The sequence below is a fragment of the Stenotrophomonas sp. SKA14 genome (assembly GCF_000158575.1).
In the GTDB taxonomy this organism is placed as follows: Bacteria; Pseudomonadota; Gammaproteobacteria; order Xanthomonadales; family Xanthomonadaceae; genus Stenotrophomonas; species Stenotrophomonas forensis.
In genome coordinates this window covers 497,061-517,678 of record NZ_DS999412.1, presented here as the reverse complement: position 1 = coordinate 517,678, position 20,618 = coordinate 497,061, and the positions used below count along the sequence as shown (strand labels likewise).

The following is a 20,618-nucleotide window of genomic DNA, read 5'->3' as shown; positions in this document are numbered from 1 at the left end:
ACTACCGCAAGAGGAACTTCAACAACCCGGCAATCTTCGAATACGGCGGCCGCAGTCGGTCACTGGCCGCCCAGCGCGACTGCCACAGCACCGGCAGCCGCTTGCTCATCGCATCGAACCCGGCCTTCCCGTGGTACGCCCCCATGCCGCTGGCGCCCACCCCGCCGAACGGCAGGCCATCGGCCGCGAAATGCAGCAGCGTGTCGTTGACCGTCACCCCACCGGCCACCACCTGGCCGAGGATGCGCTCCACCGTCGCTTTGTCATGGCTGAAGGGGTACAGCGCCAGCGGCCGATCACGCGACAGCACATCAGCCAACGCCGCCTCCAGATCCGGGTAGGCGCGCACCGGCAGGATCGGGCCGAAGATCTCCTCGCGCATCAGCTCCAGGTCGTCCGGCGGGTCCAGCACCACGGTCGGCACCAGCAGGCGCTCACGGTCGGCACGTGCCTCGTCCACCTGCGCCAGCGCAATGACCGGCACGCCGCGTTCGCGCGCCTGCGCCAGATAGCCCTGCAGCCGCCGGTACTGGCCTTCGTTGATGATGCGCGTGTAATCGTCGGCATCGCTGAAATCGCCATAGCGCTCGCGTACCTGCTGCAGCAATGCCTGCACGAACTCGCGCTGGCGTGCGGTGTCGATCAGCACGTAATCCGGCGCGATGCAGGTCTGCCCAGCGTTGAACCACTTGCCGGTGGCCAGCCGCGCGGCGGCGGTGTCCAGCGGGAAGTCGCGACAGACGATGGCCGGCGACTTGCCGCCCAGCTCCAGCGTGACCGGCACCAGATGCTCGGCGGCGGCGGCCATCACCTTGCGGCCCACCGCCGTCGAGCCGGTGAACAGCAGATGGTCCAGCGGCAGTGAGGACACCGCCGCGGCCACATCCGCCCCGCCCTGCACCACCGCCACGCGATCGGGCGGGAACACGCTGGCCAGCAGATCGGCCAGGAACGCACTGGTGCGCGGGGTGTGTTCGGAGGGTTTCAGCAGCACGTGGTTGCCGGCGGCGATGGCTGTAACCAACGGCACCAGCGCCAGCGTGACCGGGTAGTTCCAGGGCGAGATCACCCCGACCACGCCCAGCGGCGTCGGCCGCAGCTGCGCGCGTGCTGGCCACAGCCGCCAACCGGCACCGACCCGCTGCGGCTTCGACCAGCGCCGCAGGTGGCGGCGCAGATGGTCGATGGCCGACAGCACACTCATGCCATCGGCCAGCTTCGACTCGGTGTGGGCGCGGTGGCCGAAGTCCTCGGCGATGGCCTCGGCCATTTCATCCAGGCGCAGCTTCAGCACCTCGCGCAGGCGGCGCAGGTCGGCTTCGCGCTGGTCGAGCGTGGGACGCTGCGCCTGCCATGCGCTGCGCAGGGTGTGCAGGACGGCGGGGAGCTCGGTCGGCGTGGTGGTGGTCATGGGCCGACTATACGGCGTGCTGCGCAACGCAATGGTAGTGCCGGCCGCTGGCCGGCAGCCTTGCATTTGCTGCGGGCGAGCAGTCATTACCGGCCAGCGGCCGGCACTACCAAACAGAAGGGCCGCGGTCTGCACCGCGGCCCCTGAAACCCGGTGGGTGCCGACCGTTGGTCGGCACGCCGGTTACTTGGTGATATCCACGTCCTTGGTCTCACGCAGGAACAGGCCGCCGATCACCACCGACATCAGCGCGATGATGATGGGGTACCACAGGCCGTAGTACAGGTTGCCGGTACCGGCCACCAGCGCGAACGAAATCGCCGGCAGGAAGCCACCGAACCAGCCGTTGCCGATGTGGTACGGCAGCGACATCGAGGTGTAGCGGATGCGGGTCGGGAACAGTTCGACCAGATAGGCGGCGATCGGGCCGTAGACCATGGTCACGTACAGCACCAGCAGCCACAGCATGAAGATCGTGCCGGCGATGTTGATGCGCGCGCCATCGGCCTTGGCCGGATAACCGGCGGTGGTCAGGGCGGTCTTCAGTTCCGCACCGAACGCGTCGGCCTTGGCCTTGCCTTCGTCCTTGCTCAGGCCGGCGGCCTCGTACGAGGTGACGCTGGCGCTGCCCACGTTCACCATCGCCAGCGAACCGGCGGCAGCGGGCTGCACGTCGTACGGCACACCGGCCTTGGTCAGCGCGGCGGTGGCCACGTCACAGGAACTGGTGAACTTGCGCAGGCCCACCGGATCGAACTGGAACGAGCAGGTCGCCGGATCGGCCACGACCAGGGCCGGCGAATTGCTGCGGGCTTCTTCGATGGCCGGGTTGGCGAAGTGGGTCAGGCCCTTGAAGATCGGGATGTAGGTGACGGCAGCCAGCAGGCAGCCGGCCAGGATGATCTTCTTGCGGCCGATACGGTCGGACAGCCAGCCGAAGAAGATGAAGAACGGCACGCCCAGCGCGAGTGCAGCGGCGATCAGCAGGTAGGACGTGGTGGCATCGACCTTCAGCATGCTGCTGAGGAAGAACAGCGCGTAGAACTGGCCGCCGTACCAGACCACGGCCTGGCCGGCTGCGGCACCGAGCAGGACCAGCAGCATCAGCTTCAGGTTGCCGCCCTTCAGGCTGTCGCGGAACGGCGTCTTGGAGCCCTTGCCTTCCGACTTCATCTGCTGGAACAGCGGCGACTCGCTCAGCTGCAGGCGGATCCATACCGAGATGCCCAGCAGCAGGATCGAGACCAGGAACGGGATGCGCCAGCCCCAGGCCTCGAAGGCTTCATTGCCGAGGAAATAGCGGCAGGCCAGGATGATCAGCAGCGACATGAACAGGCCGAGCGTGGCGGTGCACTGGATGAAGCTGGTGTACAGGCCACGCTTGTCGTCCGGCGCGTGCTCGGCCACGTAGGTGGCAGCACCGCCGTACTCACCGCCCATCGCCAGGCCCTGGGCCAGGCGCAGCACGATCAGGATGACCGGGGCAGCAAAGCCGATCGTGGCGTAGTTGGGCAGCACGCCGACCAGGAAGGTCGAGATGCCCATGATCAGGATGGTGACCAGGAAGGTGTACTTGCGGCCGATGCGGTCGCCGAGGCTGCCGAAGAAGGCCGCGCCGAACGGACGCACGAAGAAGCCGGCAGCGAACGCCAGCAGCGCGAAGATCATGCCGGTGGTTTCGTTGACGCCACTGAAGAACTGCTTGGCGATGATCGCGGCAAGCGAGCCGTACAGGAAGAAGTCGTACCACTCGAACACCGTGCCGAGGCTCGATGCGAAGATGACCTTCTTGTGGCCCTGGGTCAGGGTGCCCGCTGGATTGTGCGGGCTTGATGCAGTGCTGGACATGGGACATTTCCCTCGGTAGATGCCGACCTTGGTCGGCACTCAATTCGGTGGGTGCCGACCGTTGGCCGGCACTCAGTTCGGTAGATGCCGACCTTGGTCGGCACTCAATCTCGGTAGGTGCCGGCCGCTGGCCGGCACGCTCTTAGAAGCTGTACTTCGTGGTGAACTGCAATCGGGTGATGTCACCCTTGTTGCCGTTCTCGATCTCGCGGCGGCCGTACATCAGCTCGGCACCGATATCGACCTTGGGCAGCGGCGAGTAGAAGATGTTGCCGCGCACGCTCTGCACGCTCTTGGTCACCAGCGGGCCCAACACGCTGTCGTTGTCGTAGTCGCTGCGCGCGTAGATCAGGTTGGTGCGCAGCTTCGGCGAGAACGCATGGCGCCAGCCCACGTAACCGGCAAGCACGCCGGTCGGGTTGAGCTCGTCGCGGGCCACGTCGTAGGCGCTGTCGGCAGTGATGCCCAGGCCGATATAGCGGGCGATGCCTTCGCCGCCGGTCAGCTGGTAGTGCAGCGAATCGCTGTCACCCATCACCCACTTGCCGCCCAGGGTCAGGCCGCCGGCCACCTTGTCGGCCTTGGCGCCGGTGGCCTGGTTGTCGACCTTCAGCTGGCGGACGATGCCACCGACACCGAAGGTGCCCCAGTCGCCCTTCCAGCCATAACGCAGGGTCAGATCGGGCAGGCTGCCGCGATCGGAGTTGGCGCTGGTGTTGGTCCAGGCACCGGTGACCGGGTTGCGGGTACCGGTGAGGGTGGTGGTTTCCGGGTTTTCCAGCGCGACGCTGAAGCCGCCCTGGGTGTAACGCACCTGGGCCTGGCGCACGAAGATCACGCCGTCGGTGGGGCCGACGAAGTCGACCGCTTCCGGCAGTGCGGCCGCATCCATGAAGTTGGACCAGGTCTGGCCGGCCAGCCAGTTGTTCCAGTACATGTAGGCGTGGCGCAGGGTCACGCCATAGGTGTTGGTGGCGGTCTGGTTGCCCAGCGAATTGCCGAAGAAGTCCATCTCGAAGAACGCACCGGCCTTGTTGCCCGACTCGCTCACGTTGTCGATGCCCAGGTTGAAGCGCGAGAACTTGGCGTGGGCGTTGAGGTCGGTGCCCGAGCGCTTGCCGGTGCCGCCGGCGCCTTCCACCGGGGTCTGGCCCGGCAGGTACAGCGAGCGCCCGGTGGCATCGTCGGCCAGCTGGCCATCGCTGGTCTGGGTGGCCAGGAAGTCGGCCTTGATGAAGCCGCCGATCTTGACCGTAGTGCCCGGCGCCGCACCCGGGGTGATGGTGGTGACCTGGATCGGCTGCTTGCCGGCCGGCACCTGTGCGACCGGCTTCTGCCCGGCCTGCACCGTGCGGACTTCGGTCACCGCCTGCTGGGTCTGGCTGATCTGGGTCTGTTGTTGTTGCTGCGAAGACAGCAGCAGCTGGACCTGGCGTTCCAGTTCGGCAACGCGTGCTTCCAGCGCTTTCTCTTTGGCGGTCTCTGCGAACGCCATGCCCGGTGCGACCAGGGCGACCAACAGGCAGGCCGCCAAAGGTGTGCGCACGGCTTTCAACGTACGGTGGCTCATGTTGCCCTCTCTCCCAAGTGGCAAGGTGATGCCGCGCGTGGGGCACGGTCGAGCCGAGACTGCGGGGCGTTCGCGCACAGCGGCTATTCGCCATTGGTCGAACCCGGCCCTGCTGGGCGCTCACTTTCGACCATGGTCTAACCAGAGTGGTGACGCGGCCGGGGGTGGATGGGGCAAACTGAGGGGAATCGGTCGCCGCGATGCTGCGACCGCACATACAAAGTCAACGTGCAAGTGAGGGTGCCATGGCTGATATCTACCCCGTCGATCCGCAGTTCGCCGCCAAGGCACGCATCGACAAGACGTCGTACGAACAGCAGTACCAGGCTTCGGTGACCGACCCGGATGGTTTCTGGGGCAAGGCCGCCGAGCGCCTGCAATGGATGCGCAAGCCGACGAAGATCAAGAACGTCAGCTATGACCTGTCCGATTTCCACATCAAGTGGTTCGAGGATGGCGAGCTCAATGCCAGCGTGAACTGCCTGGACCGCCAGCTGGACACGCGCGGCGACAAGACCGCGCTGCTGTTCGAACCGGATGGTCCCGATGCACCGGCCCAGCACGTGACCTATCGCGAGCTGTACGAGCGCACCTGCCGCCTCGGCAACGCGCTGCGCAACCTGGGTGTCAAGAAGGGCGACCGGGTCACCATCTACCTGCCGATGATCGTCGACGCTGCGGTGGCGATGCTGGCCTGCGCGCGCATCGGTGCGATCCACTCGGTGGTGTTCGGTGGCTTCGCACCGAACTCGATCGCCGACCGCGTCAGCGACTGCCAGAGCAAGCTGATCATCACCGCCGACGAGGGCCTGCGCGGCGGCCGGAAGATTCCGCTGAAGGCCAACGTCGATGCCGCGCTGAAGCTGCCCGGCACCAATACCGTGGAAACCGTGCTGGTGGTGCGCCACACCGGCGGCGCGGTGGACATGCAGGCGCCGCGCGACCGCTGGTTCCACGACGTAGTGGACAGCCAACCGGCCACCTGCGAACCCGAGCGCATGAACGCGGAAGACCCGCTGTTCATCCTCTACACCTCCGGTTCCACCGGCAAGCCCAAGGGCGTGCTGCACACCACCGGCGGCTACCTGCTGTACGCAGCCTACACCCATGAAGCGGTGTTCGACCTGCGCGAGGACGACATCTACTGGTGCACCGCCGACGTCGGCTGGGTCACCGGCCACAGCTACATCGTGTACGGGCCGCTGGCCAACGGCGCGACCTCGCTGATGTTCGAAGGCGTGCCGAACTATCCGGATACCTCGCGCTTCTGGAACGTGATCGACAAGCACAAAGTGTCGATCTTCTACACCGCTCCGACCGCCATCCGCGCGCTGATGCGCGAGGGCGAGGAGCCGGTGAAGAAGACTTCGCGCGCCTCGCTGCGCCTGCTCGGCAGCGTCGGCGAGCCGATCAATCCGGAAGCCTGGCGCTGGTATTACGAGGTGGTCGGCGACAGCCGCTGCCCGATCGTCGATACCTGGTGGCAGACCGAAACCGGCGGCATCCTGATCTCGCCGCTGGCCGGTGCAATGGACCTCAAGCCGGGCTCGGCCACCCTGCCCTTCTTCGGCGTGCAGCCGGCGCTGGTCAATGCCGATGGCGAGATCCAGGACGGCCCGACCGAGGGCAACCTGATCATCCGTGATTCCTGGCCGGGCCAGATGCGAACGGTGTACGGCGACCACCAGCGTTTCATCGACACCTATTTCCGTACCTACCCGGGCAGCTACTTCACCGGCGACGGTTGCCGCCGCGACGAGGAAGGCTACTACTGGATCACCGGCCGCGTCGACGATGTGATCAATGTGTCCGGCCACCGCATCGGCACCGCCGAAGTGGAAAGCGCGCTGGTCTCGCACCCGAAGGTGGCCGAAGCGGCCGTGGTCGGTTTCCCGCACGACGTGAAGGGCCAGGGCATCTACGCCTACGTGACCCTGGTGGCCGAAGAAGCACCGAGCGACGAACTGCAGAAGGAACTGGTCGCCTGGGTGCGCAAGGAGATCGGACCGATCGCCACGCCGGACCACCTGCAGTGGGCGCCGGGCCTGCCGAAGACCCGCTCGGGCAAGATCATGCGCCGTATCCTGCGCAAGATCGCCGAGAACGCACCGGACCAGCTCGGTGACACCTCGACCCTGGCCGATCCGTCGGTGGTGGCGTCGCTGGTGGACGAGCGCAAGGTGCGCTGACGCATCACCCGGGGTCAGATCCCTTTCCGCAAGGAAAGGGCTCTGACCCCAAACAGTTTCCCCCACGGTTCCCCCCGACCATGACCACCCTCCTGATTGCCGATGACCACCCGCTGTTCCGCGAAGCCCTGCGTGGGGCGGTGCAGCGGGTCATCCCGGGCGTGCAGTTGTTCGAAGCCGACAGCGTGGAAGCGCTGTACGCGCTGGCCGACCAGCACAACGACGCCGACCTGGTCCTGATGGATCTCAACATGCCCGGTGCACAGGGTTTCAACGCCCTGGTGCACATGCGCTCGCTGCACCCGCACCTGCCGGTGGTGGTGGTGTCCGCGCGCGAAGAGGCCACGGTGATGCGCCGCGCGCTCGACCACGGCGCGCTCGGCTTCATTCCGAAGTCGGCCGACTCGGACACCATCGGCCATGCACTGGGTACCATCCTCGATGGCGAGACCTGGGCGCCACCGGAAGCGCACAACGTGCCACCCACCGGCAGCGAAGAGCGCGAAGTGGGCCAGCGCCTGCGCGAGCTGACCCCGCAGCAGTTCCGCGTGCTGCAGATGCTCGGCGCCGGCCGCTTGAACAAGCAGATCGCCTACGACCTCAACGTCTCCGAGGCAACGATCAAGGCCCATGTCACCGCCATCCTGCGCAAGCTGGGCGTGACCAATCGCACCCAGGCCGTGCTGATGGCCGGCAAGCTGGCGATCGACGACGACGCCATCGTGCTGCCGCCTGAAGAGGATTGAAGGTAGTGCCGGCCGCTGGCCGGCAATTCCCTGAAACGCGCGAAACGCATGGAACCGCTCCGGTAGGTGCCAAGCTTGCTTGGCACGCTTTTGACGTTGCACCTGCCGGCCAGCGGCCGGCACTACCAGGCACCGCTGTGCTCGCGGTATAGCCATCGCTATACAAACCAGCCGTGCCTGCGCGTTTCGCTGGAAATGCGCCACGCGCGGATCGCGGTGCTAAGCTTCGCGTCCCCTTGGGGAGTAGCCGGATTCCCTCGCAGGAATCGTCCACGTCAACATACTCGGCCAGTGCGCCGTGGCGTGGACAACCATGATGGTTGGCGAGACCAGCGGCCCGCGCGCGCAACGTCAGGTTGGGCGCGAGCGCTGGCCGTGCGTCCGTCCTAGCCCGACCTTCCGCTGCCGCCATGTCTCCTGTTTCGATCCTCCTGATCGGCTTCGCCATGTCCACCGATGCCTTCGCTGCCGCGATCGGCAAGGGTGCCGCCATGCGCAAGCCGGTGTTCCGCGATGCGCTGCGCGCCGGCATCATCTTCGGCGTCATCGAAGCGATCACGCCCATCATCGGCTGGCTGCTCGGCCGTGCCGCCCTGCAGTACGTCGAAGCCTTCGACCACTGGATCGCCTTCGGCCTGCTCGGCGCGTTGGGCATCCACATGATCTACAACGGCCTGCGCCCGGACAGTGCCGAGGAAGAAGAAGATCCTTCGCAGCACCACGGCTTCTGGAAGCTGGCGCTGACCGGCTTTGCCACCAGCATCGACGCGATGGCGGTGGGCATCGGCCTGGCCTTCATGGACGTGCATATCGGCGTGATGGCTGCGGTGATCGGCCTGTGCACGCTGACCATGGTCACTGCCGGCATCATGCTCGGCCGCGTGCTGGGCAGCATGGTCGGCAAGCGCGCCGAGATCATCGGCGGCGTGATCCTGGTGATCATCGGTGCGACGATCCTGTACGAACACCTGCATGGCGTGGGGTAACGCGCCCGCGATTGCGTGGTTGCCGGCCAGCGGCCGGCACTACCGGGCGCCACATCCACGCATGGCGTGGATCTACTGCCGGGCGGCCGGCACTACTGCGCGTCACGCAGCGCGCCCAGGAAGGCGCGCAGCGAGGCCGGCTTGATCGGTTTGGTCAGCACGCGGTAGCCGCGCTCGCGCGCCATGCGCTTCAGTTCATCGCGGCCGTCGGCGGTCAGCAGCGCGCCGGGCAGTGGGTAGCCCGCCGCATCGCGCAGGGCCACCAGCGCATCCAGGCCGTCCATGCGGTCGTGCAGGTGATAGTCCACCAGCATCACCTGCGGGCGATCGGCGATCTTCTCCAGCGCCTGGTCGACGGTGGCAGCGGTGATCACCTGCACCTGCCAGCGGCCGAGCAGCGCGCGCATGCCGTCGAGGATTTCCTCGTCGTTGTCCACGCACAGCACGCGCAGCCCGGCCAGCGAATCGCTGCGCACCGGTGCGGCCACGGCCTGTGCCGGTGAGGCCATTTCGGTATAACCGGGCAGCGGCGCCACCCGCGGCAGGATGATCGAGAACATCGAACCACTGCCCACCCGGCTGCGCGCATTGAGGCGATGGTCGAGCAGGCGCGAGATGCGTTGGCAGATCGACAGGCCCAGGCCGAGGCCCTGCTCGCCCCAGTCGAACGGCTGCTGGTAGCGGTGGAATTCGTCGAAGATCTGCCGCATGTGGTGCTCGGGAATGCCGGGGCCGGTATCCCACACCTGCAGCTCCACTTCGTCACCGCGGTGGCGTACTGCCAGCACGATGCGGCCCTGGCGGGTATAGCGCAGCGCGTTGGCGAGGAAGTTCTGCAGCACGCGGCGCAGCAGGCGGCGGTCGCTGCGCACCCACGCCGGGCGCGCGAACAGGTCCAGGCGCAGTCCACGGCCAGCGGCCACCGGGGTGTACTGCGCGGCCAGCTCCCGCATCAGCGCGCTCACGTCGAACTCGCCGATCACCGGGTGCAGGCCACCGGCATCCAGTCGTGACACATCCAGCAGGCCATCGAGCAGTTCTTCGGCAGCACGCAGCGAGGCATCCACGCGTTCGGCCAGATGCTTCTGTTCGTCACTGACGTGGTCACTGTCACGCAGCGCGGAAGCAAACAGGCGCGCGGCATTCAGCGGTTGCAGCACGTCGTGGCTGATTGCCGCCAGGAAGCGGGTCTTCGACTGCTGCGCGACCTCGGCCTCATGCGAGCGCTCGGCCACGCGCTGCTCCAGCGTCTCGTTGGCTTCCAGCAGGGCTTTTTCCGCGTGCTTGTAATCGGTGATGTCGTTGTAGCTGGTCACGTAGCCGCCACCAGGCAGCGCCTGGCCGCGCATCTCGATCACCTTGCCATCGCTGCGGGTGCGCTCGAACACGTGCGGTGAACCGGCGCGCATGTAGCCGATGCGACGGTTGATCTGCACTTCGATATCGCCCTCGCCCAGCTCGCCGCGCTCGGCGTTGTAGCGGATCAGATCGGCCACCGGCCGCCCCACGTACAGCATGCCGTCGGGGTAACCGAACATGTCCTGGTAGCGACGGTTCCAGGCGGTCAGTCGCATGTCAGGATCGACCACGCTGACCCCGGCGCTGATGTTCTCCAGCGTGGTCGACAGAATCTCGCGGTTGAAGCGCAGCTCCTGCCCGGCTTCATCCAGCACCGCCACCACTTCGCCCAGGTCCATGCCCGAGCCGCGCAGCAGGCTGGTCAGCAGCAGCCGCGCCGACGCCGCACCGATCGATGCCGCCAACAGGCGCTCGGTGAACTGCACCCACGGCCGGTCGGCCGGTGCCGAGGACTGCAGCTCGCGTCCCAGCGACTGCGCCTGTTCGAAGAAGGCGCGCCGCGCGTGGCGCTCACCGACCACGCGCGAGGCCAGCGCCAGCAGGTCGCCCACGTGCACATGACCGGGCCAGCCACCGGCCACCGAGGGGCGCTCGGCATACGGATCGAGGAACGGCGCGGCGCGCAGCCGCTCGTCCACGCCCGGGCGCCAGCGCGCGGACACCAGCATCATCGTCGCCGCGTTGACCAGCAGTGACCAGAACGTGCCATGGGTCAGCGGGTCCCAACCGGTCATCCCGAACAACTGCTGCGGGCGCAACCAGGTGATATCGAACGGGCCGTTCTGCACCCAGCCGGCGTCCATCCAGCCGGCCATCGTCATCGCCGGCAGCAGCAGCGTGTACAACCATGTGCCGAAGCCCAGCAGCATGCCCGCCTCGACGCCGCGGCGGCTGGCGCCACGCCAGTACAGGCCACCGATCAACCCCGGTGCGAACTGCGCCACGGCAGCGAAGGCCATCAGGCCATAGCTGGCCAGGGTGCTGTCGTTGCTGCTGCTGCGGTAGTAGCTGTAGGCCATCAGTGCCAGCAGCAGGATCGCCAGCCGGCGGATCCACAGAACCCGCGAGGCCACATCGGCCGCCTCCTGATGATCACCACTTCGACGCAGCAGCACTGGCATCACCAGGTCGTTGCTGACCATGGTGGCCAGCGCGATCGAGGACACGATCACCATGCCGGTCGCCGCGGAAAACCCCCCGATGTAGGCAATCAACGCCAGCGCGTTGCGCCCCTCCGCCAACGGCAGGGCCAGCACCATCGAGTCGTCGGCCACGCCACTGCCGGTACCGAACAGGCTGACACCGGCGGTGGCAATCGGCAGCACCATCGCCGAGATGAGCACCAGGTAGCCGCCGAACATCCAGCGTGCACGGCGTACGTCGCGCACATCCCCGCACTCGACCACCGCGACGTGGAACTGGCGCGGCAAGCAGATGATGGCGAGGAAGCTGAGCAGCGTCTGCGACAGGAAGCCCACCGGAGGCAGCCCGGTGAACAGCGTATGCACCGATTCCACCACTGCTTCGTTGCGATCACTGAGCCAGACGTAGGCGAACACGCCCACGGCCACCATCGCCACCAGCTTGATCACGGACTCCAGCGCAATGGCCAGCATCATGCCGTGGTGGTGTTCGGTGGCATCGACCTGGCGGGTACCGAACAGGGTGGCGAACAGCGCCATCAACAACGCCACGTACAACGCCGGGTCGCTGAAGAAGCCGGTCGGGCCGGAGTTGCCGGTCAATACCTGCAGGCTCATCGCTACCGCTTTGTACTGCAGGGCCAGGTACGGAACGATGCCGATCAGCGCGATGATCGCCACCAGCGCTGCCAACCGCCGCGAGCGGCCGAAACGCGAGGAGATGAAATCGGCGATGGAGACCACGTTCTGGCTGCGCGCGATCAGCGCCAGGCGCTCGATGATGCGCCAGCCAAACAGCAGCAGCAGCAAGGGGCCGATATAGATCGGCAGGTAACCCACCCCGTTGCGCACAGCGGTGCCGACCGCGCCGTAGAAGGTCCACGACGAGCAGTACACCGCCAGCGCCAGGCTGTAGACCACCGGCCGCAGCCACGGCCGGTCGGGATACATCGGCCGGCGATCACCCCACCACGCCACGCCGAACAGCAGCGCGGCATAGGCAACCGAGACCAGCAGCAGGATCCAGCTGGAGACCACGCGCGTGTTTCCGTCGGAGGAACCCGCAGTGTAGGCCAGGCATGGCCGGGTGTACGGGCTCGTTGGGGGCAACCACCCCCACCAGGGTGGGGGCCTACGCGGTGCGGGCCACGACCGTTGGTCGTGGCCGGCTTCTTACTGGGCCGGCACGCCCATTTCCTTCAGCAGCTCGGGCGCCGGGTAGACCTTGGCCAGCAGCCAGCGCAGGTAGCGCATGTCCACGTGCACGGCACGCTTGTAGCGCGGGTCGAACCACCAGCTGGCGCTGACCGATTCCCAGTTGCTGTCGAAGTTCAGGCCGATCAGCTCGCCCTTGGCGTTGAGCACCGGCGAGCCGGAGTTGCCGCCGGTGGTGTCCAGGTTGGTCAGGAAGTTGACCGTCTGGGTCTTCAGCGCCGGATCGGCCGTGCTACCGAAGTCACCCTTGGCGATCGCCGCCAGCAGCGGCTTGGGTGCATCGAACGGATAGGCGTTGGTGTTCTTCTCGACGATGCCGGCCACGGTGGTCACCGGCGAGTAGGTCACGCCATCGCGCGGATGCAGTGCTTCCACCTTGCCGTAGCTGATGCGCAGGGTGCGGTTGGCATCCGGGTACACCGCGCGGCCCTGCTTGGCACGCCAGGCGAACAGCGCCTGCATGTAGGCCGGGCGCAGGCGCAGCTGCTCGCCCTCGCGGGTCTTGCTCTCGTTCTCGATGCGCAGCTGCGCGGCTACCAGCGGGCCTGCCACGGCGATCAGCGGATCGGCGGCCAGCGCCTTGCCTTCGCGGGCGGCCGCAAAGCGCGACAGGCGCTGTGCTTCATCGCCCAGCTGGGTACCGGCGTACAGGGTGTCCAATGCCTTGGCCAGCTGGGCCGGGGTGCGGCCGAAGGCGGCGTCGAACTCGGCCACGCGCTGCGCGTCCGGCAGCTGCTGGTAACGGGTCAGCAGGGTGGTCAGCAGCGCCTTCTCGACCTCCGGCGCGTAGCGGCGCTGCACCTGCTTGAGCACGCCTTCGATCATCGCCTGGTCGCGCTGCTGGTAGCCGCTCTCGCGCTGCGCGTCAGGCTTGGCCGATTCGATGCGCAGGCGCTCCAGCAGCAAGGCCGAGCGCAGCAGCTGGCTCTGCATCGCCATCTGGTCCAGCAGCAGGTCACGCTCGCCCACCGCCGCACCCTGCGACAGGTTGGCCAGCAGCGCCTTGATATCACCCTGGTACCTGCGGTCGGTGGCGGCCAGCATCGCGCTCTCGTCGGCGGCGCGCTGGGCCTTGGCATCGCTGCGCAGCAGGCCTTCCAGTTCACCGGCGGCGCGCTTGCGGTTGTTCTTCAGCGACTGCAGCTGCGAGGCGTAGCGGGTACGCGCCTGTGCATCCTTGGCGCTGGCGGCTTCGATGGTGTCGATCATCTGCTGGAACACCGACACGCGGCGCGGCAGCACGGCATCGATCTGGCCGGCGAATTCGGCCGCGGTGCGGTGGCGGTAGGTGATGCCCGGGTAACCGGCCAGCATCGCGTAGTCGCCTTCCTTCGGGCCTTCCACCGACATCTGCAGGTGTGCCGGTGCCTGGTAGGGCACGTTGTCCTTGCTGTAGGCGGCCGGCTTGCCGTCCTTGCCGACGTAGGCACGCAGCAGGGTGAAGTCGCCGGTGTGGCGCGGCCACATGAAGTTGTCGATCTCGTCGCCGTAGTTGCCGATCGCACGCGGCGGCGCGTAGACCAATCGCACGTCGCTCAGTTCCAGCTGGGCGATGCGGTAGAAATCGGTGCCGTAGTACATGTTGGCCACCGAGCAACGCACGCTGCCGTCCTTCTCGCACTCGGCCACGATCTGCTTGCTGGCCGCATCCACAGCGTCGAAGTAGGCACGGCCGGTCTTGCTGCGCGCCTGCGCCAGCACCTGGTCGGTCACCTTGTCGAAGCCGACGGTGACCAGCACGCGGAAGTCCGGGTTGGCCGGGCGCTCATCGGCACGGCCGTTGGCGATGAAGCCGTTGTCGATCAGGTTGTGCTCGGGCGAGCTGTTGTACTGGATCACGCCCATCGCCACGTGATGGTTGGTCAGCAGCAGGCCGTCGGCGGACACGAACGACCCGGTGCCGCCACCGGCACGTACCACCGCGCTCAGCGGCGGTGCGGTGACGTTGGCCAGGTCGGCCGGATTGCCCTTGAATCCTGCGGCCTGCAGCGGCTTGGCCAGTTCCGGCAGCTGGGTCGGCATCCACATGCCTTCATCGGCGTGTGCGCCGGCGGCGAGGGTCAGGCCCAGGGCCAGGGCGGTGGGAAGGGCTTTGCGTGGTGACATGGGGCAATCCGGTACGACAGAACAGCCCGGGACCATAGCCGCTGGGGGCGGCCGGGGCAACGGCCGATGGTTGGGGCCGACGTGCACGGTCGTGCCGGCCGCTGGCCGGCAACCCACGCAACCCGGGAGATACGGTGCAGTTGCCGGCCAGCGGCCGGCACTACCGGATCGTTATTTCTCCCGCCGCCAGTTGATCGAACCGCGGTTTTCCACCGTGCTCGATTCCACTTCCACATCGAAGCCGCGGCGCAGCAGGTACTTCAGCGTGATCACCGAACCGGCACCGACCAGCGACACGCCGTAGCCGACGTATAGCTTGGGCGAGATGTACTTGCCGACGCCGATCACCGAGCCACCCAGCGCGCGCGACTGGCTCACGCCGGCGTCGTCCAGGCCCAGCTTGGCGCCCAGCTGCGAGGCCAGCAGGCCACTGCCTGCAGAGAGTGCCGCCGAGGCCGCGTTGACCTGCTGGGTCTGGTCGCTGCTGGCGCCGGTCAGGCTGCGGCCCAGCACCAGGTAGGCCAGCGCCTCGGACTGCGACATCGCCGGATCGGACCACACGTCCGCACGCGGCTGCTGCGCGCGCCCGGTCACGTCGATGCCCGCCGTGACATCACCGACCCGGCGCTCGGCACGGATGTTGATGCGCGGGTCGGACACCGCGTTGTAGTTCCAGGTCAGGTTGCCACGGGTGATGGTCAGGTCCTGGCCATAGGCCTTGTAGCGCCCGCTCACTTCCAGGCCACCATTGGCGGTCATCTCGCGGCCAGGCTTGGCCCAGACCTGCATCTTGCCGGTCAGTGCGCCTTTCAGACCAAAGCCGGTCATCTTCACCTTGTCGCCGAGGCTGACAACCAGGTCCATGTCCAGCGGCGAGGTGCGCGATTCTTCCGGATCGACCGGGTCGAGCACCACCACGTCTTCAGACACCGAGGTGCCGCGGTCAAGGCGTTCGAGGTCGATATCGGCCTCGGGCACGTGCACGGTGCCACGCAGCTCCATCGCCGCCTTGGCCAGGGTGAAATCAAGGTTGGGATTGGCGACGATGCGCAGTTCGCTGGTGTTGGACAGCAGCACGTTGTCGCCGTGGATCTTCAACTGCAGCGGCTGTGCATCACCGAACCACGACAGGCCGCCATCCACGTACAGCGTGCCCTGGCCGGAATTGGCCTGGGCGGTGATCTTGGCCGAGCCATCGGGCTGGGCCACGAAGCTGCCCTTGCCCTGGTCGAAGGTCAGGCCCAGCGCCGGGAATTCGCCCTTGAAGTTGCTCAGCTGCGCATCACCGCCCAGCGACGGCTGGCCACGCGTGCCGCGCAGACTGACGTGTCCTTCGATCAGGCCGGTCGGGCGCACGATGTCCGGCGAGAACAGCTCCAGCCAGTACAGCCGCGACATGTTGAGGTAGAGCTCGCCGTTCAACGGCGCGCTGGCTTCCCAGCCGGTCTGCATCTTGGCGTCGACGAAGCCGTTGCCCTGGAAGCCCATGCCCAGATAGCCCTTGATACTGGCCGGGGTCATGTCCAGCTTCAGCGAGAACTGGTCATAGCGCACCAGCTCGCCACGCGACGCATCGCCCACCGTGGTGCGGTTCTCGCCCAGGCGCACGCCGCCTTCCTTCGAGCGCACTTCCACATGGCCTTCCCAGGCGTTGCCGCGCGGGCGGATCTGCGCGTCCAGGCTGACATCGCCGCGCAGGTAGATGCGGCGGCCGGACTGCGGCGGCAGCCACGGCTGCACCAGCGCCAGCGGCAGCGCATCACTGCGCACCACCAGGCCCTCGCGCGGCCAGTTCGCCTGTGCGCACAACGCGCCACTGCTGGCGGCAGCCAGGCAGGTTTCGGACAGGGTGTAGGTGCTGCCGTTGATCGCAAACGCGGCCGGCGCACGCAGCGACCAGGCATCGCCCTTCACCGGTGCGATGCGCAGCGATGCCAGCTCACCACGCCACTGCGCGCCCTGCTGGCGCACGCTGCCCTGCAGCTCGATCGCGCCCATCTCGTTGCGCGTCTGCGCAGCCAAGCGCAGATTGGATACACTGCCCTGCGCGTCAATGTTCAGCCGCTCCAGCAGCATGCCGGCGTTGACCTGCTGGCCCTGCACCGCCAGCGTGCCGCTGTCACCACGCCACGGCAGGTGGCCCTTGATGCTTACGCTCTCGGCGCCGTAGCCATCCCAGTTGAGGTTGTTGCCGATCAGGTCGGCGGTGATGTCCGGCGCATCGCGCGGGCCCTTCACCTGCACCTGGCCACGCAGGCCACCATCGGCGCCCGGTAGCAGATCGCTCAGCTGCAACGGTTCGAAGCGTGCATCGATGTCGAGACGATCGCCGACCTTGCCCGAGGCGGTGACGCGGCTGCCGCCCAGCGACAGCTTCAGGTCGCCCTGGCCCTGATCGCCCTGCAGCGCGAACTTGCCCTGCGCGTCGAGGTTGCGCTGGCGCAGGATGCCCTTCAGCGACGGCAGGTCCACCGTGGCTTCCAGCGTGCCGGCCGTGCCCGGTGTGGCATTGGCGGGCGGCGGCAGCTGGCGGCCCTTGGAGGCCAGGTTGCCGGACAGGCGGCCATTCCAGCCCGGCACGAAATAGCCGGGGTCGAAGTCCTTCAGTGCAGCCTTGGCGTCCCAGTCCAACTGTGGCGCCCACGCCACCTGGCCTTCCACCTGCAGCTGGCCACCCGGGGTCTGCGCCTGCAGCTGGTGGATCGACGCAGCCTGGTCATTGCCACGCACATCGAAGCGCAGCTGCGCCTTCTGTTTTTCGCGTTCGACCTCGGCGCGGCCGATCGCCGCCCACGCCTTCAGCGTACCGGCCAGGCCGAAACGCGCTTCCTTCAGCGTCACCGGCACCGGCGCGCTGCCGGCGGTGTTCGGGTCCGCGGCCGGCACGTAGGTCAGATCGCGCGCGACCACCGAGAAGTTGAGCTTCTGCTGGTTTTCCTGGCTGAAATCGGCCGTGCCTTCCAGCCGCGCTTCGCCGCCGAGGCCTTTCACCAGCAACGGCGAAACCTTCAGGACCTGGTCCTGCAGCGACACCACCGACGGTGCCAGTTCCAGTTCCTGGTCGCCCTGCTTCACCTTGCCGTGCAGGTTGGCGTTGCCGCCCTTGCCGGCGGCAGTGAAGTCCAGTGCCAACGGTGCGATCGCCGAGCTCGCCAGCGCCGGCGACAACAGCGCCAGATCCAGTTCGTCGCTGCGCACGCTGGCATTCCAGGTCGGATCGGTGCGCCCATCGAACACCAGCATCGCATGCAGCGGCTTCGGTGCACGCCCGGCCACCGCCACCTCCATGTGCGCAAGGTCGCCGCGTGCCACCAGCCCCACCGTCGCCGCAGTGCGCCCACGCGGGGCCGGCAGCACCGCCGTGACCGTCACGTCGGTGTCGTAGTCCTTGGCCGGGATGTAGCGGCCCTGGGCGGTGAAATTGCCCATGTCGCTGTCCACGACCAGCTTGTGCGCCTGGAATTCGCCGTTGGCGATCTCGATGCCACCGCGCACGCGGCTGATGTCGATCACCGGCTCGTTGGCCTGGCTGACGCGGAAGCCATCGATGGCGATGGCGTCGGCCTGGATCGCCAGCGGCATTTCGATCTGCGGCAGCGAATCCGGCCAGGACGGCAGCTTGAACGGCTCGTCACTCTTGGCCAGGTTCAGCGTCGCGTTGGTCAGCTCCAGCTTGTCCAGCAGCAGCTTGCGGCCCAGCAACGGGCGCAGGTCCGGCTCCAGGTGCGCGCGCTCGGCGTGGAAATGGATGTCGTCGTAACGGAAGTCGACGTTGTACAGGGTCAGCGGACCGGCCACCGGGCCGTCCACCTTGTCCCAGGTGAAGCTGGCGCCCACCGGCAGCCGTGCCACCACCTGCGCCAGCAGCACATCGCGGCCGGCCACGGTCTGCAGCAGCCAGTACACCGCCAGCAGGGCCAGCAGCACCAGCCCGATCACGCCGGCACCGGACCATGCCCAGAAGCGGCGACGGCGGTAGAAGCGCACGCGCGGCGGCGTGTTCGGGGTTGGAGTGGGTGCGGCCGTGCTCACAGGTCCGCTCCGATGTTCAGGTACAGCTGGAACTGCGAATCCGGGTTGTTCAGGCCGTGCGCGATATCGATGCGCACCGGGCCGACCGGCGATTTCCAGCGCACGCCGAAGCCGACGCCGGTATGCAGGTCGATGGTGTTGTCGAAGGCACTGCCGGTATCCACGAACACCGCCGCGCCCCACGGGCCGCCATTGAAGTAGTGCTCGTACTCGGCCGAACCGATCACCAGGTTCTTGGCACCCAGTGCGTACTTGTCCGGCGCCGGCGTGCGCGGGCCGACTTCGCGGTAGGCGTAGCCGCGGATGCTGCGGTCGCCGCCGGCGAAGTAGCGCAGGCTCGGCGGCATCGCCACCAGGTCGCTGGTCCAGGTGGTGCCGCCCTCGCCGCGCAGGATCAGGCGGTTGCTTTCGCCCACCGGGATGTACCAGCGCAGCACGGCATTGGCCTGCACGAAGCTGGTATCCGAACCGACGCCCTCGATGCCGGTGCGTAGCGTCGCGGTGCCGCTGATGCCCTTGCGCGGGAACATCTGGTCGTCGACGTTGACGTAGTCGGCCACCATCTGCGGATACACCAGCGTCGAGGTGTTGTAGACCGCATCGGTGAATTCGGTGCCGGAGGCGTAGCGCCAGCGCTCGCGCAGCGCGTTGACCGAGGCGATCGCGGTCCAGTGCTCGTTGATCTCGCCGCTGCGGCTGGCGATCAGCTTGAAGTTGCGCAGGTCGATGTAATCGGTCTGCTCGTCATACGCGCTGGCGGCGAAGGTGTACCAGCCGTCGAACCAGTTGAACGCCGGGATGCGGTAGCTGGTCACCAGGCTCTTGCGCTTCTGCGCATAGTCCAGCTGCGTGTTCATCTTGTGGCCGCGGTTGTTCAGGAACCGCCGCTCGATGCCACCGCGCACACCCGGGCCGCTCTCGCTGCCGTAGCTCAGACCGGCGGTGTAGATGGTGCGCTTGGCGCGGGTCAGGTTGACGTCCACCGGCACGTCGCCGTTCTCATCGGCCTGGTCCGGCCGCGGCTGGATGTCGATCACGCTGAAGTAGTCCAGCTTGGTCAGCGATTGCCGCAGCCGGTCCAGCTTGCCTTCGTGGTAGTAGCTGCCCTGCTCCCAGTACACCAGCGGGTCGAACAGCTTGTCGACGAAGTAGTCCTGGTGGAAGCGCACCGGGCCCATGTTGTAGCGGCGGCCGCTGTCCCAGGTCAGGTCGATGTCGGCGGCGTTGTCGGCACGGGTGATCTGTACCTGGCGCTGGGTGTAGTCGGCGTCGAAGTAGCCACGCTCGGCCAGGCGGCGGGTGATGGTGATCTTGCTGGCTTCGTACTGGGTGTGCTCGAAGCGCTGGCCCTTGCGCGGCTTGAACGCGGCCAGGTCGTCCTGCAGGTACTGGTCGTAGATCGCCGGGCCGGTGATGTCGATGTGCTCGCGGCGCACGGTCACCGGGGCGCCCTTGTCGACATGGATCAGCACCCGCACGTGCTCGTCCTCGCGCGGTGCTTCGACCTTGATCACCGGGTTGTAGTACCCGAACGGTTCCAGCGCCTGGCGGGTCTGCCGCTCGGCCTGCGACAACAGGTATTCCAGGCGCGACTCGCCCTGCTCCTTGCCTATCGTGTCGTACAGCGACAGCGATTCCTGGATGTTCTCGATGATTGCGGCGTCGTCGCCCTTGTCCAATCCCTTGATGTCCACCTTGTCGATGGTGCCGCGCGCGTGGGCCACGGAAGTGGCGGCCAGCGACAGGACCATCAGCGGCAGGGCGTATTTCTTTGGCTGCATGCGGCACAGCATACCGACCGGAGGTGACGATGCGAAATGCATCACGTCATTCGGGATCGGTTGTTAAGTGGCGGTCAAAATACGCGCCTTTGTGGCGATCATCGTGATTGCCGATGAGGAAGCCGGCATCGTACGCGATGCCGGCAATGACCCCGATGGACATCCGCTCGCGGTGATCCGGTAGTGCCGGCCGCTGGCCGGCAACCCACAGATCGATCCGATGCGCGACGGCG

Annotated in this window: 10 protein-coding genes and 1 riboswitch; of the genes, 3 read left to right on the top strand and 7 right to left on the bottom strand. The window is 67.1% G+C overall.

The genetic code is table 11. The annotated features are described in order from the left end of the window. Position 1: 1 nt before the first annotated feature. The 3 genes from SSKA14_RS02395 to SSKA14_RS02385 form a co-directional block, all read right to left on the bottom strand. Positions 2-1,411: a coniferyl aldehyde dehydrogenase gene (locus SSKA14_RS02395; protein ID WP_008266261.1), complete on the bottom strand. Its 1,410-nt coding sequence runs from the start codon at positions 1,409-1,411 to the stop codon at positions 2-4. Positions 1,412-1,594: 183 nt separating this feature from the next. Beyond that, positions 1,595-3,259, bottom strand: a complete 1,665-nt coding sequence (locus SSKA14_RS02390; protein WP_040006842.1) for an MFS transporter — start codon at positions 3,257-3,259, stop codon at positions 1,595-1,597. Positions 3,260-3,401: 142 nt separating this feature from the next. After that, positions 3,402-4,829, bottom strand: coding sequence for a DcaP family trimeric outer membrane transporter (locus SSKA14_RS02385; RefSeq protein WP_008265732.1), 1,428 nt, complete (start codon positions 4,827-4,829; stop codon positions 3,402-3,404). Between the two features lie 245 nt (positions 4,830-5,074). On the opposite strand from SSKA14_RS02385, the gene acs reads away from it, so the two are divergent. The 3 genes from acs to SSKA14_RS02370 all read left to right on the top strand — a co-directional run bounded on the left by acs (position 5,075) and on the right by SSKA14_RS02370 (position 8,750). Further along, positions 5,075-7,018 carry an acetate--CoA ligase gene (gene acs, locus SSKA14_RS02380; RefSeq protein WP_008265920.1) on the top strand — a complete coding sequence of 648 codons (1,944 nt, stop codon included), beginning with the start codon at positions 5,075-5,077 and terminating at the stop codon, positions 7,016-7,018. A gap of 80 nt (positions 7,019-7,098) precedes the next feature. Continuing rightward, positions 7,099-7,764, top strand: a complete 666-nt coding sequence (locus tag SSKA14_RS02375) for a response regulator transcription factor (protein ID WP_006477308.1) — start codon at positions 7,099-7,101, stop codon at positions 7,762-7,764. A 232-nt stretch (positions 7,765-7,996) separates the two neighbouring features. Beyond that, positions 7,997-8,164: riboswitch (yybP-ykoY riboswitch) on the top strand. A 10-nt stretch (positions 8,165-8,174) separates the two neighbouring features. Further along, positions 8,175-8,750, top strand: a complete 576-nt coding sequence (locus tag SSKA14_RS02370; protein WP_008264753.1) for a manganese efflux pump MntP family protein — start codon at positions 8,175-8,177, stop codon at positions 8,748-8,750. A gap of 92 nt (positions 8,751-8,842) precedes the next feature. Here the strand turns inward: SSKA14_RS02370 and SSKA14_RS02365 are convergent, their stop codons facing one another. From SSKA14_RS02365 to SSKA14_RS02350, 4 genes are all read right to left on the bottom strand, one after another. Beyond that, positions 8,843-12,289, bottom strand: a complete 3,447-nt coding sequence (locus SSKA14_RS02365) for a PAS domain-containing hybrid sensor histidine kinase/response regulator (RefSeq protein WP_008264545.1) — start codon at positions 12,287-12,289, stop codon at positions 8,843-8,845. A 135-nt stretch (positions 12,290-12,424) separates the two neighbouring features. Beyond that, a complete protein-coding gene (locus SSKA14_RS02360) occupies positions 12,425-14,572 on the bottom strand; it encodes a S46 family peptidase (RefSeq protein ID WP_008268402.1) in 2,148 nt (715 codons plus the stop codon). Between the two features lie 171 nt (positions 14,573-14,743). Continuing rightward, on the bottom strand, positions 14,744-18,604 hold the full coding sequence (locus SSKA14_RS02355; RefSeq protein WP_008265046.1) for a translocation/assembly module TamB domain-containing protein: 3,861 nt from the start codon (positions 18,602-18,604) through the stop codon (positions 14,744-14,746). After that, positions 18,601-20,397 carry an autotransporter assembly complex family protein gene (locus SSKA14_RS02350; RefSeq protein WP_008265111.1) on the bottom strand — a complete coding sequence of 599 codons (1,797 nt, stop codon included), beginning with the start codon at positions 20,395-20,397 and terminating at the stop codon, positions 18,601-18,603. The genes SSKA14_RS02355 and SSKA14_RS02350 overlap by 4 nt, the downstream gene beginning before the upstream one ends. Positions 20,398-20,618 lie beyond the last annotated feature (221 nt).

Coding starts and splice junctions, on each gene's coding strand:
- SSKA14_RS02395 (WP_008266261.1), bottom strand. CDS start 1,411: ATGACCACCACCACGCCGACCGAGCTCCCCGCCGTCCTGCACACCCTG.
- SSKA14_RS02390 (WP_040006842.1), bottom strand. CDS start 3,259: ATGTCCAGCACTGCATCAAGCCCGCACAATCCAGCGGGCACCCTGACC.
- SSKA14_RS02385 (WP_008265732.1), bottom strand. CDS start 4,829: ATGAGCCACCGTACGTTGAAAGCCGTGCGCACACCTTTGGCGGCCTGC.
- acs (WP_008265920.1), top strand. CDS start 5,075: ATGGCTGATATCTACCCCGTCGATCCGCAGTTCGCCGCCAAGGCACGC.
- SSKA14_RS02375 (WP_006477308.1), top strand. CDS start 7,099: ATGACCACCCTCCTGATTGCCGATGACCACCCGCTGTTCCGCGAAGCC.
- SSKA14_RS02370 (WP_008264753.1), top strand. CDS start 8,175: ATGTCTCCTGTTTCGATCCTCCTGATCGGCTTCGCCATGTCCACCGAT.
- SSKA14_RS02360 (WP_008268402.1), bottom strand. CDS start 14,572: ATGTCACCACGCAAAGCCCTTCCCACCGCCCTGGCCCTGGGCCTGACC.
- SSKA14_RS02350 (WP_008265111.1), bottom strand. CDS start 20,397: ATGCTGTGCCGCATGCAGCCAAAGAAATACGCCCTGCCGCTGATGGTC.